At 72.8% G+C, this 16,264-nt stretch carries 14 protein-coding genes; 5 read left to right on the top strand and 9 right to left on the bottom strand.

Annotation, left to right across the window (positions count from 1 at the left end; translation table 11 throughout):
- The first annotated feature begins 31 nt into the window (after nucleotides 1–31).
- On the top strand, nucleotides 32–1,018 hold the full coding sequence (locus ABD979_RS07345) for a prohibitin family protein (RefSeq protein ID WP_345506810.1): 987 nt from the start codon (nucleotides 32–34) through the stop codon (nucleotides 1,016–1,018).
- A gap of 21 nt (nucleotides 1,019–1,039) precedes the next feature.
- Here ABD979_RS07345 and ABD979_RS07340 read toward each other — a convergent pair whose 3' ends face one another.
- On the bottom strand, nucleotides 1,040–3,280 hold the full coding sequence (locus ABD979_RS07340; RefSeq protein WP_345506809.1) for an ATP-dependent DNA helicase: 2,241 nt from the start codon (nucleotides 3,278–3,280) through the stop codon (nucleotides 1,040–1,042).
- A 125-nt stretch (nucleotides 3,281–3,405) separates the two neighbouring features.
- Here ABD979_RS07340 and ABD979_RS07335 point away from each other — a divergent pair, with 125 nt between their 5' ends.
- Entirely contained in the window at nucleotides 3,406–5,124 is a 1,719-nt protein-coding gene (locus ABD979_RS07335; protein WP_345506808.1) for a formate--tetrahydrofolate ligase, read from the top strand.
- A 290-nt stretch (nucleotides 5,125–5,414) separates the two neighbouring features.
- Complete coding sequence (locus tag ABD979_RS07330; RefSeq protein WP_345506807.1) at nucleotides 5,415–7,022, top strand: FG-GAP repeat domain-containing protein; 1,608 nt, start codon at nucleotides 5,415–5,417, stop codon at nucleotides 7,020–7,022.
- Here the strand turns inward: ABD979_RS07330 and ABD979_RS07325 are convergent.
- The 3 genes from ABD979_RS07325 to hflX form a co-directional block, all read right to left on the bottom strand.
- Nucleotides 7,006–8,124, bottom strand: coding sequence for a GNAT family N-acetyltransferase (locus ABD979_RS07325; RefSeq protein ID WP_345506806.1), 1,119 nt, complete (start codon nucleotides 8,122–8,124; stop codon nucleotides 7,006–7,008). The two genes, ABD979_RS07330 and ABD979_RS07325, sit on opposite strands and share 17 nt — an antisense overlap.
- Nucleotides 8,121–8,276, bottom strand: coding sequence for a hypothetical protein (locus ABD979_RS07320; protein WP_345506805.1), 156 nt, complete (start codon nucleotides 8,274–8,276; stop codon nucleotides 8,121–8,123). The genes ABD979_RS07325 and ABD979_RS07320 overlap by 4 nt, the downstream gene beginning before the upstream one ends.
- A gap of 85 nt (nucleotides 8,277–8,361) precedes the next feature.
- Complete coding sequence (gene hflX / locus ABD979_RS07315; RefSeq protein ID WP_345506804.1) at nucleotides 8,362–9,891, bottom strand: GTPase HflX; 1,530 nt, start codon at nucleotides 9,889–9,891, stop codon at nucleotides 8,362–8,364.
- 146 nt (nucleotides 9,892–10,037) lie between these two features.
- Between hflX and ABD979_RS07310 the strand changes: the two genes are divergently transcribed.
- Nucleotides 10,038–10,649: a class I SAM-dependent methyltransferase gene (locus tag ABD979_RS07310; RefSeq protein WP_345506803.1), complete on the top strand. Its 612-nt coding sequence runs from the start codon at nucleotides 10,038–10,040 to the stop codon at nucleotides 10,647–10,649.
- 2 nt (nucleotides 10,650–10,651) lie between these two features.
- Here the strand turns inward: ABD979_RS07310 and dapF are convergent, their stop codons facing one another.
- From dapF to miaB, 4 genes are read right to left on the bottom strand one after another with little or no spacing between them, the layout of a single operon-like run.
- Nucleotides 10,652–11,503: a diaminopimelate epimerase gene (gene dapF, locus ABD979_RS07305; RefSeq protein ID WP_345506802.1), complete on the bottom strand. Its 852-nt coding sequence runs from the start codon at nucleotides 11,501–11,503 to the stop codon at nucleotides 10,652–10,654.
- Nucleotide 11,504: 1 nt separating this feature from the next.
- Nucleotides 11,505–12,470: a tRNA (adenosine(37)-N6)-dimethylallyltransferase MiaA gene (gene miaA / locus ABD979_RS07300; RefSeq protein WP_345506801.1), complete on the bottom strand. Its 966-nt coding sequence runs from the start codon at nucleotides 12,468–12,470 to the stop codon at nucleotides 11,505–11,507.
- Between the two features lie 12 nt (nucleotides 12,471–12,482).
- A complete protein-coding gene (gene def, locus ABD979_RS07295; protein WP_345506800.1) occupies nucleotides 12,483–13,097 on the bottom strand; it encodes a peptide deformylase in 615 nt (204 codons plus the stop codon).
- Nucleotides 13,098–13,139: 42 nt separating this feature from the next.
- Nucleotides 13,140–14,711, bottom strand: a complete 1,572-nt coding sequence (gene miaB / locus ABD979_RS07290; RefSeq protein WP_345506799.1) for a tRNA (N6-isopentenyl adenosine(37)-C2)-methylthiotransferase MiaB — start codon at nucleotides 14,709–14,711, stop codon at nucleotides 13,140–13,142.
- 175 nt (nucleotides 14,712–14,886) lie between these two features.
- On the opposite strand from miaB, the gene ABD979_RS07285 reads away from it, so the two are divergent.
- Entirely contained in the window at nucleotides 14,887–15,492 is a 606-nt protein-coding gene (locus tag ABD979_RS07285) for a YceI family protein (protein ID WP_345506798.1), read from the top strand.
- A 108-nt stretch (nucleotides 15,493–15,600) separates the two neighbouring features.
- Here ABD979_RS07285 and ABD979_RS07280 read toward each other — a convergent pair whose 3' ends face one another.
- Complete coding sequence (locus ABD979_RS07280; protein WP_345506797.1) at nucleotides 15,601–16,263, bottom strand: regulatory protein RecX; 663 nt, start codon at nucleotides 16,261–16,263, stop codon at nucleotides 15,601–15,603.
- Between the last annotated feature and the right edge of the window lies 1 nt (nucleotide 16,264).

The raw sequence follows: 16,264 nt of genomic DNA, 5'->3' as shown, positions 1-16,264 counted from the left end.
GTCCTTCGCCCCGACCCCGTGGAGTCAACTCATGGTCGCCCTCGTCTTCGCCGTCGTCCTCGCCGCCGTCGGCCTCGTCCTGCTCCGGCTCAAGGACCACCCGAAGAAGCTGAGCCGGTACGCCGCGGTCCCCTTCGCGCTCGCCGTGATCCTCGTCGCGAGCGCCTCGTACTACCGGCTCGACGCGGGTGAGGCCGCCGTGACGAAGACCTTCGGCACGGTCGGCGACGAGGCGATCAGCGCGACGGGCATCCACCTCAAGGCCCCGTGGCAGGACCTCATCCGCTTCGACATCCGCAACCAGACGATCGCGCTCGACGAGGACGGCGGGCGCGTGTCCACGGTGACGAGCGACAACGCCACCGTCGCCTACGACGTGACGATCCGCTACTCGCTCAACCCGGGCAAGCTCTCCGAGATCGTGCGGCAGTACCCCGACCAGGACTCGTTCATCTCCCGGGCCGTGCTCCCCGGCGTCTCGTCGGTGACGCGCGACGCCCCGACGACCTTTACCGCCGCGACGGTGCGCCAGTCGCGCGCGCAGCTCGCGCTCCGCATCACCGAGGGCCTCGAGAAGCGCCTCGGTGAGGTCGGCGTCACCGTCGAGCAGGTCGACCCCCGGGCGATCACCCTCGACCAGAACGTGCAGGCGAACTACGACAAGGTGCAGAGCTCGCTCGCGAACGCCGAGGCGGCCAAGGCCGACCTCCAGACCGCGCTGGCGAACGCCGAGATCACCAAGACCGAGGCCCAGGCGACCTCCGACGCCGACCAGATCATCCGGTGCGGCGCCACCTCGACGCAGGTGCAGGAGGTCATCAACGGCAAGGAGGTGACGGCCGTCAAGGTCGTGCCGGTGCCCTCGGAGAAGTGCCAGAACCGCCTCAACGAGCAGGTCCTCATGAGCAAGTACATCGACATGCTCAAGGAGCACGGTGACTCGCTCATCGTCGTGCCGCAGGGCACGCAGAACCTGCTGCAGCTCCCCACCGCCCCCACCACCAAGTCCCAGCAGTAGCCGGCGCACCCCCGGGGTGCTTCAGTCGAAGAGGGCGCCCGTCGCGATCGTCAGGCCGAGCTGCTCGAGGCGCGCCGAGATCGACTCCTCCGGCAGCTCGAAGTGGTCGACGAGCTCCTCGAGCTGCATGCCCGACTCGGCGGCGTCGCGCAGCTCCTCGTCCTGCTCGTCGGTCCACGCGTGCCCGCCCGTGACGGCGCTGCGCGACGACGCGGGGGCCGGCGGCGGCGCGGCGACGGGCCGCGGGTGCTCGGTGCCGTCGGCATCGGCGCGCGCCCCGGTCAGCGAGCGGAGCGCCGGCTCCTCGACGGTGACGGGGGGCGGCGCCATCGCGTCGAGACGGGCGAGCGCCGCGAGCACCATGGCCTTGTCGGTCGTCGGGTAGAAGGGCGGCAGCGAGCGCTGGAGGAAGCCGGCATACCGCGCCGTCATCATCCGGGAGTCGAGGAAGGCGACGACGCCGCGGTCGTCGGCGCGGCGCACGAGGCGGCCGGCGCCCTGGGCGAGGCGCAGGGCGGCGTGCGTGGCCGACACGGCCATGAAGCCGTTGCCGCCCATCCGCGCGATGGCCTGCGAGCGCGCCGAGGCGAGCGGGTCGTCGGGCCGCGGGAACGGGATCCGGTCGATGAGCACGAGCTGGCACGACGAGCCGGGCACGTCGACGCCCTGCCACAGGGTCAGGGTGCCGAAGAGGCAGGTGCGCGGGTCGCGGGCGAACTGGCGCACGAGCGTCGTGATCTGGTCCTCGCCCTGGCAGAGCACCGGGATGTCGTCACCGAAGCGGGCCCGCATCACCTCGGCCGCGTTCTGGGCCGCGCGCATCGAGGAGAACAGCCCGAGGGTGCGTCCGCCGGCCGCGCGCACGAGCTGCTCGATCTCGTCGAGCGTGTCGTCGCCCGTGCCGTCGCGGCCCGGCGCCGGCAGGTGCGCGGCGACGTAGGCGATGGCCTGCTTCGGGTAGTCGAAGGGGCTGCCGACGTCGAGGCCCTGCCAGCTGGGGGCGCCGTTGCCGCGCAGGCCGATGGTGCCGGCGACGGCGTCGAAGGTGCCGCCGAGCTCGAGGGTCGCCGAGGTCAGCACGACGGTGCGCTCCTCGAACACCTTGTCGCGCACGAGCATCGCCACGCTCATCGGGGCGACGCGCAGCACCGGGCCGCGGCGCGGGTCGCGGTTCAGCCAGACGACGTCGAGCTCGCGCTCCTCGAGGACGCGCTCGGCGTTCTCGTGGATCTCGTCCACGGCGGCCCGGGCGATCTGGCGGGCGCCGTCGGCCTCCTGGCCGGGCGGCGGCTTGAGGTCGCTCTGCACGGTGCGGGCGGTGTCGCGCACCCGGGCCAGCGCGAGACCGACGGAGTCGGGCACGCCGAGCATCCGCCCCTCCTCGAGCGGCTCGAGGGCCTGGGCGAGCAGCTCGCCCGCCTCGTCGAGGGCCGCGGTGTTCTCCGACATCCGGCCCGCACGCTTGGCCGCGGTCATGACCATCGCGCCGGTCAGCTCGTCGGTGATCGTGGCGGTGACGCGGTCGACGAGCTCGTGGGCCTCGTCGACGACGAGGACGTCGTGCTCGGGCAGCATCTGGCGACCCTCGAAGGAGTCGATGGCCATGAAGGAGTGGTTCGTGACGATGACGTCGACGTCCTTGGCCGCCTCGCGCGCCCGCTCGACGAAGCACTCGGCGACGAGCGGGCACTTGCCGCCGAGGCACTCGTGCGCCGAGACCGAGACCTGGCGCCAGGCCCGCTCGGACACGCCGGGCACGAGCTCGTCGCGGTCGCCGGACTCGGTGCTCGAGGCCCACTCGCGCAGCCGCACGACCTCCTGGCCGAGCCGTCCGACGGACGCGTCGACCTGACCGACCGAGAGCAGCCCCTCCTCGTCGTCGGGGAAGCCACCCTCGAGCTTGTTGAGGCACACGTAGTTGCGCCGTCCCTTGACGAGCGCGTAGGTGGGCCGGCGCCCGAGCACGGGGGCGAGGGCGTCGGCCACGCGCGGCATGTCGCGGTCGACGATCTGGGCCTGCAGGGCGAGGGTGGCCGTCGCGACGACAGCGGGCTTGCCCACCTCGAAGGCGTGGGCGACCGCCGGCACGAGGTAGGCGAGCGACTTGCCGGTGCCGGTGCCGGCCTGGACGAGCAGGTGCTCGCCCGAGTCGATCGCGTGCGCCACGGCGTGGGCCATCTGCACCTGACCGGGCCGCTCGGCGCCGCCCACCCCCGACACCGCGGCGTGGAGGAGGTCGTCGAGCGCGGGGGGTCGAGGCATTGGATCAGGGTATGCCGGGGCGACGGCCGCCCGCGTCACCTGTCCCCCGGGCGTGGGACCGACGTCACGCCCCCGTCTGCGCCGTTGTCGGCCCCGGCCCCGGGGCACAGGAGTTTCATCGGGGTATGACCGCCACGAGCGAGCCCCTGCCCACCGACCTCGAGATCGCGCGCGCGGCGACCCTGCGCCCGCTCACCGACGTCGCCGCCGACCTCGGCGTCAGGCCCGAGCACCTCGAGCCCTACGGACGTGACGTCGCGAAGATCGACCTCGCGGTGCTCGACGAGCCGAGCACCCGGCATCCGTCCTCGGCGACCTACGTCGTCGTCACCGCGATGACGCCGACGCCGCTCGGTGAGGGCAAGACGACGGTGTCGGTGGGGCTCGCCCAGGCCCTGCAGCGGCTCGGGCAGCGGGCCACGGTGGCGCTGCGCCAGCCGTCGATGGGTCCGACCTTCGGCATCAAGGGCGGTGCGGCCGGGGGCGGCCACAGCCAGGTCGTGCCGATGGAGCGGCTCAACCTGCACCTCACCGGCGACTTCCACGCCGTCACCGCCGCGCACAACCTGCTCGCCGCGATGGTCGACAACCACGTCCACCACGGCAACGCCCTCGGCCTCGACGTCCGCAACATCACGTGGCGCCGCGTGCTCGACGTCAACGACCGGGCGCTGCGCAACGTCGTCGTCGGGCTCGGCGCCCGCCAGGACGGCGTGGCCCGCGAGACCGGCTTCGACATCACCGCCGCGAGCGAGGTCATGGTGCTGCTCAGCCTCGCGACCTCCCTGCGCGACCTGCGCGAGCGCCTCGGGCGGATCGTCGTCGGCTACACGACCGAGGGGCGCGGCGTCACGGCCGAGGACCTCCACGCGGCGGGCGCCATGGCCGCGCTGCTCGCCGACGCGCTCAAGCCCAACCTCCTGCAGACGCTCGAGGGCGGCCCCGCGATCATCCACTGCGGCCCGTTCGGCAACATCGCCACCGGCACGTCGTCGGTGACGGCCGACCTCGTCGCGATGCGCGGCAGCGACGTGACGATCACCGAGGCCGGCTTCGGCGCCGACATGGGCGCCGAGCGCTTCTTCGACGTCAAGTGCCGCGTCAGCGGGCTGCGCCCCGACGTCGCCGTCGTCGTCGCGACCGTGCGGGCGCTCAAGGTGCACTCGGGGGCGTATGCCGTCCGCGCGGGCACGCCCCTCCCGGAGGGCCTGCGCCGCGAGGCCCCCGACGAGGTCGAGGCGGGGCTGCCCAACCTGCGCAAGCACATCGAGATCGTGCGGCGCTTCGGCGTGCAGCCCGTCGTCGCGCTCAACGCCTTCCCCGACGACCACGAGTCCGAGCACGCGGTCGTCCGGCGGTTCTGCAACCGGCTCGGGGTGCGCTCGGCCGTGACGCGGCACGTCGCCGAGGGTGGGGCCGGCGCGCTCGAGCTCGCCCAGGTGGTCATGGAGGCCGCCCACGAGCCGTCGACCTTCGAGTTCCTCTATCCCCTCGACCTGCCCCTGGAGCAGAAGATCGAGGCGATCGCCACGCAGGTCTACGGTGCCGACGGCATCGACGTCAGCCCGGCGGCCGCCCGGGCGCTCGCCGACTACGAACGGCTCGGCTACGGCGGGCTGCCGGTCGTCATCGCCAAGACGCACCTGTCGATCAGCTCGGACCCGACGCTGCGGGGTGCGCCCCGCGGCTGGCGCCTGCCGGTGCGCGAGGTGCGGGCCGCCGTGGGGGCCGGCTACGTCTACGCGATCTGCGGCGACATGCGCACGATGCCGGGGCTGCCGTCCTCGCCCAACGCGGAACGCATCGACATCGACGAGGACGGCACCGTCACCGGCCTCTCCTGATCCGTCGTCGACAACACGCTGCGGATCAGGGCCCGCTGACCCACGTCGCCCCGCTGCGCTCCCCCGACCACTAGTCTCTGCGCAGCCGGGGCCGTTTCCGGCTGGAGCCACAGGGGAAGCAGGACACCACCATGCACGTGGGGACACGCGACAGGACGACGGCCCGGCACCGTCGGCGCCGGGGGATCGGACTCGCCACGGTGACGGCGTTGCTGGCGTCCTTCGGCGCGGGCACTGCGGGCGCGGCGGGCGCGGCGCCGACCGCCGAGGCTCCGCCTCTCGTCGGGAGCGTGCGCCTGGAGGGAACGCCCGGCATCGGCGGCACCCTGCGCGCCGTGGTCGATCCCCCGTCCGCCCCGGACAGGTACTACGGGTACGCCTGGATGGACGGCGACCAGGTCGTCAGCACCGGGGACCGGTCGATGGAGGTGAGCTGGCGGGACTTCGGTTCGAGCCTGTCGGTGCGCGTCACGACGTACGACGACGACGGGCGCCCCCAGACGGTGGAGTCAGGGCGCACGGCGCCCATCTCCGCGATCGTGGGCACGTCACCGCCTACCCTCTCGGCGTCGCCCACGGCGGTCACGGTGGCCGGGACGCCGCCGGTGCCGTCGACGAGCGTCCCGACGCGGCACGGCGACGTCTCGATCGAGCGGGTCTGGCTGCGCGACGGCACCCCGATCGCGGGGTCCGGCCAGACCGAGTCGCACACCTGGATCCGTGACGACTCACGGCACCGGTTGAGCTTCCGGCTCACCGCACGCCAGGCCTCGACCGGCCTGAAGGCGTCGGTGGCCAGCCCCAGCACTCCCGTCGTGGGCTCGATCAGCATCCTGCCGTTCCGGCTGTCGCCGACGACCGTCAAGGCCGGTGGGAGCATCGAGTTCATCCGCCCGTTGCAGACCTACACCTCGTACCCCCCGGTCGACCAGTGGTGTGACCCCAGGGATTCGTGGTACCGCGACGGCCAGCTGATCCCCGGCGAGTGGCGCAACTCGAAGACGATCTGGACGACCGACGGCGGGGCCCGCTTCTCGGCCTCGCACCGCGTCACCTGCACGAGCCGTACCGGCATCACCTTCACCCCGGCCACGCGGACGTCGACCAACAGCGTGCTCGTCTCCGGTCGGCCGTACACAATGACCCCGACCAACAACGACGGCTTTCGCGACATCATCGCGAGACGCGCGCACCAGCCCCACTACCTGGGCTTCACCGCGCGCCGCTACCCGGGGATCGCCCTCTACGACTTCTTCTACTACACGGACCTCCTCGAGTTCGACGCCATGTCCCGGGTCGTCTCCGGTGGTGACCTCAACGGTGACGGCATCGGTGACGCGCTCGCGCAGACGCGCTCCGGTGACCTCTACGCCTACGACGTCAACGGGACCGTCGAACGTCTCTGGAAGGTCGGGACGGGGTGGGGTTCCATGAGCACCCTCCTGCTGGCCGGCGACCTCGACGGGAACCACGTCGGCGACATCCTCGCCCGGCGTGCCCGGGACGGTGCGCTGGTGCTCTACAGCAGCACCGGCGTGAGCGTCCGTCAAGGTCGCGTCGTCGGGAGCGGGTTCAAGACGGCCCGGATGCTCGCCGTGAGCCCCGACGCCACCGGCGACGCAGTCCCGGACCTCTTCGCCCTGTGGCCCGACGGCAAGCTCCGGATGTACGCCGGCCGGGGCAACGGCGGCTTCAAGCCGGGTGTGGTCGTCGGGTGGAGCGGCTGGAACTCCATCGACCATTTCACCGACGGCGGGGACGCCGACCGCGACGGCAAGGCCGACTTCTACGCGGTCGACAGGACCGACCGCACGTGGGTCTACTACGGCAAGGGCAACGGCACCCTCGGGCGACGCGAGCAGATCGGCCGCGGCTGGGCTTTCACCGCCTTCGGCTGACGGTGCCCCGGACCGGTGATCGTCTGAACAGGGGCGCGCCGTCGACGCGGCGGGCCATGGCGACGTCGTCGCGGTAGTCCGTCGCGCTGAGGCGCAGGCCGCCCGGCACGCGCCCGACCTCGGTCCAGCCCGCCCCTCGGTAGAACGCGCCCAGGCCGAGGCCGCCGCGGTAGTCGAGGCGGAGCAGCTCGACGTGGGGCAGCTCGCGGCGCGCGACGCCGACCATGCCACTGAGCAGCACGCGGCCGAGGTTGCGGCCCTGCAGGCTCGGGTCGACCATGAGCCGCACGAGCCCCGCGACGTGCTCGTGGGGAAAGCCGCGCGCGTGCTCCCAGAGGCCGAGGCCCAGCAGGCTCCCGCCGTGCGCCTCGGGCGCACGCAGCAGGCAGAGCAGCGACCGCCCGTCGGCGACGTCGGCCAGGTGCCGGTCGAACGCGGCCGCGACGGCGGAGCGTGGCGCCCCGGGCAGGAAGCCGACCGCTCCCCCGGCGTCGTTGACCCGCATCCACAGGTCGACGACCTCGTCGCGCGAGGCCGCCGCCGCGTCCCGCGAGGTCACGACCACCAGCGAGGGCGCCTCGAGGTAGGTCATCGGCTCGGCATCGGGCTCGTCGCGCACCTCGCGCAGCCCGACGGGGAAGAGGCCGGCCCGCTCCGACGTGCGCAGCGACGCGGTGTTGACGCGGTCGACCATCGCGGTGACGAGTGCCTGTGGACGGTGCTCCACGGCCCACGCGACGAGCGCCCGGGCGATCTCGCGGCCCAGGCCGCCGCCCAGCCGGTCGTGCGCGAGGCGGTAGTAGAGGTTGAGCTCGGCCGGGTCGGAGTCCTTGTGCCGCAGGCCCGCCCACCCGATGACGGCACCGTCGGCGCGGTCGACGACGGCGGCATACCCGAGGTCGTCTCGCTCCCAGTCGGCGACGTCGGCGTCGAGGCGCTCGCGACAGCGTTCCGGGCCCGGCATGCTCGCGGGCGCGTGCACGTACGTCCGCGGGTCGCTGTGCAGCCGGAGGTAGTCACCGAGGTCGTCCGGGCGCGGACGGCGGAGCAGCAGCCGCGGCGTCGTCAGCCAGACCGCGGTGTCGTGGGCGGCCTCCGTCACGGCTTCGGGCGCTCCGGGGCGCGGGTCTCGCACACCGCGAGCGGGGCGCCGTCGCAGCAGGGCTCGATGTAGAGGCAGCGCGGGCAGCGGTTGTGCGCCTGCTCGGCATACATCTGCGTGCCGCAGTAGGGGCAGGGGATCTCGAGGGCCATGCGCCCATCCTCCCCGGCACCCCCGACAGCCTCGCGGCCGACATGCCGAAGGGCCCCGCGGACGGGGCCCTCCGAGCGGTCGGCGTCAGCTCGCGACGACGGCGAAGGCTGCGAGGTCGGGCTCCATCGTCGGGGTGACCTTGGCGCGCAGCCTGGTCCCCTCCGCGACGTGCTCGCTCTCGAGGATCTCGCCCTCCTCGTGCAGCCGCGAGATGAGGTCGCCGCGGTCGTAGGGCACGAGGACGTCGATCTCGATGTCGGGCTTGGGCAGCTCGTGCGCGATGAGCGCGCGCAGCTCGTCGAGCCCGGCACCGGTGCGGGCCGAGACCGTGATGCAGTGGCGCTCGTGCCGCTGCAGGCGGTCGAGCACCTCCGGGTCGGCGATGTCGGCCTTGTTGACGACGATGATCTCCTTGATCTGGTCGCCGCCGACCTCGGAGAGCACCCCGCGCACGGCGGAGATCTGACCCTCGGGGTCCGGGTGCGAGCCGTCGACGACGTGGAGGAGCAGGTCGGAGTCGCCGACCTCCTCCAGCGTCGAGCGGAACGCCTCGACGAGCTGGTGCGGCAGGCTGCGCACGAAGCCGACGGTGTCGGCGAGCGTGTAGACGCGCCCGTCCTCGGTCTCGGTGCGGCGCACCGTCGGGTCGAGGGTCGCGAAGAGCTGGTTCTCCACGAGCACGCCGGCACCGGTGAGCCGGTTGAGCAGCGAGCTCTTGCCGGCGTTGGTGTAGCCGGCGATGGCGACCGACGGGACGCCGCCCGCCTGGCGCGAGTGGCGACGCGTGTCGCGGCTCGTCTTCATGCCCTTGATGTCACGACGCAGCTTCGCGATCTTCGTGTTGATGCGGCGGCGGTCGAGCTCGATCTTCGTCTCACCGGGTCCGCGCGAGCCGATGCCCTCACCGCCCGCCACGCGGCCACCGGCCTGGCGTGACATCGACTCACCCCAGCCACGCAGGCGCGGCAGCAGGTACTGCAGCTGGGCCAGCTCGACCTGCGCCCGACCCTCACGGCTCTTCGCGTGCTGGGCGAAGATGTCGAGGATGAGGGCGGTGCGGTCGATGACCTTGATCTTGACGACGTCCTCGAGGGCACGACGCTGGCTCGGGGCGAGCTCGCCGTCGCAGATGACGGTGTCGGCGCCCTCGGCGACGACGATGTCGCGCAGCTCGATCGCCTTGCCCTTGCCGAGCCAGGTGGCCGGGTCGGGTCGCTGACGACGCTGGATGACGCCCTCGAGCACGGTCGAGCCGGCGGTCTCGGCGAGCGCCGCGAGCTCGCGCATCGAGTTCTCGGCGTCGTCGGCCGTGCCGTCGGTCCAGACGCCCGCGAGCACGACGCGCTCGAGGCGCAGCTGGCGGTACTCGACCTCGGTGATGTCCTCGAGCTCGGTCGAGAGGCCCTGCACACGGCGCAGTGCCGCGCGCTCCTCACGGTCGAGCTGGTCGCCGTCGAAGCCGTCGTATGCCGGGTCGCCGCCGCGGGTGCCCTCGGCCGCGAGCGCGTCGGCGCGGGTCGAGAAGAGGCGCCGCTCACGCGCGGACGCGGTGTCCGCGGAGCGGTCGGTGTCGGTGTCGTGGTTCACGTGGTCGTTCGTGTGGTTGCTCGTCATGTTCTCCCTATGGTCCCACCCGTCCAACGTCGTCGGCCACCAGTTTGTGCCCGACCCGTGCTCCCACCCGTGCTCCCACCCGTGCTCCCACCCGTGCTCCCACCCGTGCGCGGACGCGCGGCCGGCCTCCCGCTACGGTGAGCGGGATGAGCGAGCCGACCGACCACTACTTCACCGCCGAGCCGGCCTCGCCGGAGGAGCGGCGCACCATCGAGGTGACCCTCGAGGGGCGCTCCCTCGAGCTGCAGACCGCCAAGGGCGTCTACTCCCCCGACCGACTCGACCCGGGTACGGCCGTGCTGCTGGGCTCGGCCCCGGACCCCAGCCCGACGGGCGACCTGCTCGACATCGGCTGCGGGTGGGGGCCGATCTCGATCACCCTCGCGCTGCGCTCACCGGCCGCCCGGGTGTGGGGCGTCGACGTCAACCGCCGCTCGCTCGACCTCGCGCGCACCAACGCCGCCGCCGTCGGGGCGCTCAACACGACGTTCTGCGAGCCCGACGAGGTGCCGGGCGACGTGCGGTTCGCCACGATCTGGTCGAACCCGCCGATCCACGTCGGCAAGCCGGCCCTGCACGCCCTCCTCGAGCGGTGGCTGCCGCGCCTCGCCGACGACGGCGTGGCGCACCTCGTCGTGCAGAAGCACCTCGGCTCCGACTCCCTGCAGAAGTGGATCAACGCCCAGGACTGGGGCCTGCGGTGCACGCGGCGCTCCTCCGCGAAGGCCTTCCGCGTCCTCGAGGTGCGTCGCGCCTGAGCTCAGAGCGGGAAGTCGCCGTCGGCGACGAGGGCCGAGGGCCCGGCGAGCTCGACGCGGTGCCCCGGCAGCGGCGTCACGGTGAGGCGCCCCCCGGGCACGTCGACGGTCCAGGGCGACTCGTCCTCGACGCCCGACCAGAACCGGGTGGCGAGGGCCGCGGCCGCCGCACCGGTGCCGCACGAGCGGGTCTCGCCGACGCCGCGCTCGTGCACGCGCATCGCGAGGTGGCCCGGGCCCACCGCCTTGACGAACTCGACGTTGGCGCCGTCGGCCGGCGCCGGGTGGATCTCCGGGGCCCCCGAGAGGTCGAGCTGGTCGAGCTCGATGCCCTCGGGCAGCATGACGACGACGTGCGGGTTGCCGAGGTCGACGGAGAGCGCCGGCACGGGCTTGCCGTGCCGCGGTCGCACCATGACGTCGAAGCCGTCGCGCCGCGCGCCCTCCTCGTCGACGAGGCGCCACGGACCGAGGTCGACGGCATACCCGTCCTCGAGCACGCGCACCGTCTTGACGCCGGCGCGCGTCGCGACCGGGATGGCGTCGCCCGTCGCGAGGCCCTCGCGGCGCAGGTAGTCGGCGAAGACGCGCGTGCCGTTGCCGCACATCTCGGCGAGCGAGCCGTCGGCGTTGCGGTAGTCCATGAACCACTCCGCCTGCGCCGACTGCTCCCGCACGGCCTCGTCGGTCGAGTGCAGGGCGCGCACCACGCGGATGACGCCGTCGGCGCCGAGGCCGGCGTGCCGGTCGGCGATGCGCTGCACCTGCGCGGGGGTCAGCTCGAGGGTGCCCTCGAGGTCGGGGACGAGCACGAAGTCGTTCTCGGTGCCGTGGCCCTTCGTGAAGCGCGTCATGTCACCCATTCTCCGGTATGCCGGGTCGCGACCCGTCGTCCGCCGCGCGCACGACCGCGAGCGCCTGCTCCGTCAGGTCGGGGGCGAGGGCGTCGAGCCACACGATGCGCGGGTCGGGGCGGAACCAGGACTCCTGCCGACGGGCGTAGCGCCGCGTCGCCTGGGCGGTCTCGGCGCGGGCGTGCTCCTCGCCCATCACCCCGTCGATGACGGCGACCGCCTGGCTGTAGCCGATGGCGCGGCTCGCCGTGACACCGTCACGCAGGCCGTGGGTCAGCAGGGACTCGGTCTCGCCCCGCAACCCCTCCTCCCACATCCGGTCGACCCGGCGGTCGATGCGTTCGACGAGGAGCTCCCGGTCGACGCGGAGACCCAGCACCACTGCGGGAGCGACGAACTCACGCGTGGGCATCGAGGCACTGAACGGACGGCCGGTGAGCTCGATGACCTCGAGGGCCCGGATGACGCGTCGCCGGTTGCCGGGCAGGATCGTGGTGGCGGCCCGGCGGTCGAGGGTGAGCAGCCTCGCGTGCATCGCGTCCGCGCCGACCACCTCGGCCTCCGCCTCGAGCCGCGCGCGCACGACCGCGTCGGTGGGCGGGATCTCGAGCCGGTCGAGGGCGGCGCGGACGTAGAGTCCCGAGCCGCCCACGAGGATCGGCCGGTGGCCACGGTCACGGATGCCGGCGATCTCGGCGCGCGCCGCCGTCTGGTAGCCCGCGACGCTCGCCTCCTCGGTCACGTCCAGCACGTCGAGCTGGTGGTGGGCGATGCCGCGCCGCTCGGAGACGGGCAGCTTCGCCGTGCCGATGTCCATGCCTCGGTAGAACTGCATGGAGTCGGCGTTGACGATCTCGCCGGCGAGCCGTTCGGCGAGGTCGAGGGCCAGGTCGGACTTGCCCGTCGCCGTCGGCCCGACGACCGCGACGATCGGCTCCGGGTCCGCCGGGAGGTGGTCGGACGTCACGGCGCTGCGTGCTCAGCCGATGAGCTCGTCGGCGTGCTCGTCGGCGTCGTCCTCGTCGTGGCCGAACGGGTCGCGGTCGACACCGGGGTGCCAGGCGTTGCCGGGCTTGCCCCAGCCGTTGCGCTTGACGGCCTTGCGGGCCTTCTTGGCCTGGCGGTCGTCGAGCCGGTCGACGTAGAGGGTGCCGTTGAGGTGGTCGTACTCGTGCTGCATGCAGCGGGCGAACCAGCCGGTCGCGTCGAACTCGACCCGGTTGCCCTCGACGTCGAGGCCCACGACGTGCGCGCGGTCGGCGCGCTTGAGCGGGAAGGCCTCGCCCGGCACCGAGAGGCAGCCCTCGGTCTCCTCGTCGGGGTTGGGCCGCTCCTGCGGGATCCGCGAGGTGGTCACCGTCGGGTTGATGACGTGGCCCTGCTCCGGCACGCCGTCGTCGTTCGCCATCTTCCAGATGAACAGGCGCAGTCCGACCCCGACCTGCGGCGCGGCGAGCCCGACGCCGTTGGCGGCGACGTTCGTCTCGTACATGTCCTCGACGAGCGTGCGCAGCTCGTCGTCGAACTCCGTGACGAGGGCCGCGGCACGGTGCAGGACCGGTTCACCGGTGATGACGATGGGACGCACGCTCATGCGCCAAGTCAAGCACGAGGGGTCGGCCGGGCCCGAATCGGCTCAGCCGACGGCGCAGCCCGGCCCGGTCGGCGCGGTCGGTGCTGCTGCCGGCTTGCCCAGCGAGGGCATGCCGAGGCTGACCGCCGGCTTGCCGGCGCCCTGCGGCACGTCCTGGAGCGCGGCCCAGGCGTCGCCCCCGCGGGTGCGCCGGACGGCATACGCGCCCCCCTGCAGGCCCGAGTCGGCGACGAGGTGGTGCGGCGCGCCGTAGGTGACGTCGACGGTGACGACGTCGCCCGGGCGCGGGACCTCGGCGCCCTCGGGCACGGCGAAGTGGACGAGGCGGTTGTCGCGCGCGCGGCCCGACAGGCGCTTGGTCTCGGCGTCCTTGCGGCCCTCGGACGGTGCGACGAGCACCTCGACCCGCCGACCCTCGAGCCGGCGGTTCTCGGCCCAGCTGACCTCCTCCTGGAGCGCGATGAGACGCTCGAACCGCTCCTGGACGACCGGCTTGGGCACCTGGTCGTCCATGGTCGCGGCGGGCGTGCCCGGGCGGATCGAGTACTGGAAGGTGAAGGCGCTCGAGAAGCGCGACGCGCGCACGACGTCGAGCGTGCCCTGGAAGTCCTCCTCGGTCTCGCCGGGGAAGCCGACGATGAGGTCGGTCGTGATCGCGGCGTCGGGGATGTGCTCGCGGACCTTCTCGATGATGCCGAGGAACTTCGTGCTGCGGTAGGAGCGGCGCATGTCCTTGAGCACCTTGTCGGAGCCGGACTGCAGCGGCATGTGCAGGCTCGGCATGACGTTCGGCGTCTCGGCCATCGCGAGGATGACGTCCTCGGTGAAGGCGGCCGGGTGCGGGCTGGTGAACCGCACGCGCTCGAGCCCCTCGATCTGCCCGCACGCCCGCAGCAGCTTGCCGAAGGCGAGGCGGTCGCCGAACTCGACGCCGTAGGTGTTGACGTTCTGGCCGAGCAGCGTCACCTCGACGACGCCCTGGGCCACGAGCGCCTCGATCTCGGCGAGGATCTCGCCGGGGCGGCGGTCGGCCTCCTTGCCCCGCAGGCTCGGGACGATGCAGAAGGTGCACGTGTTGTTGCAGCCGACCGAGATGGAGACCCACGCGCTGTAGGCGGAGTCGCGCCGCGTCGGCAGCGTCGAGGGGAAGACCTCGAGGCTCTCGAGGATCTCGACCTCCGCCCGCTTGTTGTGCGCGGCTCGGTCGAGCAGGGCCGGCAGGGATCCGATGTTGTGCGTGCCGAACACGACGTCGACCCAGGGGGCGCGCGCGACGATGGTGCTGCGGTCCTTCTGCGCCATGCAGCCACCGACGGCGATCTGCATGTCCGGGTTCTTCTGCTTCGCCGGGCGCAGCTGGCCGAGGTTGCCGTAGAGCTTGTTGTCGGCGTTCTCGCGGACGGCGCACGTGTTGAAGACCACGACGTCGGCCACCTCGGGGCGTTCCCCCGCGGGCAGGCTGGCGAGGTCGACGTAGCCGGCCGTCTCGAGCAGGCCGGCCAGGCGCTCGCTGTCATGGACGTTCATCTGGCACCCGTGGGTGCGCACGTCGTAGGTCCGGCGACCGGCGGGCTGCTGCACGGCGCTCGGCGCCGTCATGTTCTCGGTTGTCATGGCACCGACAAGGGTACGTCGTGCGGCCCGGCCCGCCCGACCCGCGTGCGAACCCTGGGGGGACGCGCGGGAATAGCACGCCCGGACGCACCGTTGACGCCCTTGCTTGACACTTCAACAACTTCCCCTCATCCTAGTTGTTGAAAGTTCAATAACCTACTTCGAAGGACCTGACATGGGACTGTTCAACCGCACCAAGGACGACGCCGTCACCGAGACGCCCTCCACCGCCGTGGCCGACATCACCGGCGACTACACCCTCGACCCGAGCCACACGCGCGTCGGCTTCTCCGCGCGGCACGCCATGGTCACCAAGGTCCGCGGCCACTTCGACGAGTTCGAGGGCACCGCCCACATCGACACCGCCACGCCCGCCAACTCCTCGGTCACCGTGACCATCTCCGCGGCGAGCGTCACGACCGGCAACGAGCAGCGCGACGGCCACCTCAAGACCCCCGACTTCTTCGACATCGCGAACTACCCGCAGATCACCTTCGTCTCGACCGACGTCGAGCGCGACGGCACCGAGTGGGCCATCACCGGTGACCTCACCATCAACGGCGTGACCAAGTCCGTGACGATCCCCTTCGAGGAGACCGGTTCGGCCAAGGACCCGTTCGGCAACACCCGCGTCGGCTTCGAGGGCGAGGTCACCATCGACCGCACCGAGTGGAACCTCTCCTTCAACGCCGCCCTCGAGACCGGTGGCGTCCTCGTCAGCGAGAAGGTCAAGCTCGAGTTCGACGTGTCGGCCATCGCGAACGTGCCCGCGCAGGCCTGAGCGAGCCCAGCACCACGCCCGAGGGGTGGGAACCGGACCGGTTCCCACCCCTTCGCGCCACCCGGGCACCCTCGTCGGCACCCACCAATCGCGCTGCGGCCACTCCCGTCAGTCGCGCTCGTGCTCGGGCAGGCCGTCGAGCGCATCGCGGATGACGGGCCAGGCCGTCTCGCCGGGATAGCCCTTGCGGGCGAGCATGCCGGCGAGCCGCCGCGCCTGGACGTCAGGCGCGAGCCCGCGCATCGAGCGCAGCTTCTTCGCCACGAGCTGCTCGGCCCGGAGCCGCTCGTCGCCCGGGCCGACCTGCTCGAGGGCCTCGTCGGCGAGCTCCTGGTCGATGCCCTGCTTGCGCAGCTCGTGCGCGAGGGCCCGGCGGGCGAGCCCCCGGTCGGACTGCTTCGAGCGGACCAGCATCTGGGCGTAGGCCTCGTCGTCGACGAGGCCGACCTCGGTCATCCGGTCGAGCACGCGGGCAGCCACGTCGTCGGCGCAGCCGCGCTGGCGCAGCTTCTTCTCGAGCTGTGCGCGACTGCGCGGAGCCATGCTCAGCTGGCGCAGGACGATGGCGCGGGCCACCGAGTCGGCGTCGGCCTCAGGCAGCTGGGCCTCGGTGTCCTCGGGCGGTGGCGCCCAATCGGGCCGCTCCCCCGCCGGCGCAGAGCCCCAGGGGGCGCGGACGCCCGCGACACCCTCCGCCTCGGCGAGAGCGGCCGCGGCGCGGGCCCGGCGCTCCGCCGGGCTCGCGCCACTGCCGTGGTGTGGACCGGTCACG

This window comes from Terrabacter aeriphilus, from assembly GCF_039542985.1.
GTDB lineage: Bacteria > Actinomycetota > Actinomycetes > Actinomycetales > Dermatophilaceae > Terrabacter > Terrabacter aeriphilus.
Note: the sequence above shows the minus strand (reverse complement) of the source record. Positions and strands in the feature narration are given on the sequence as shown.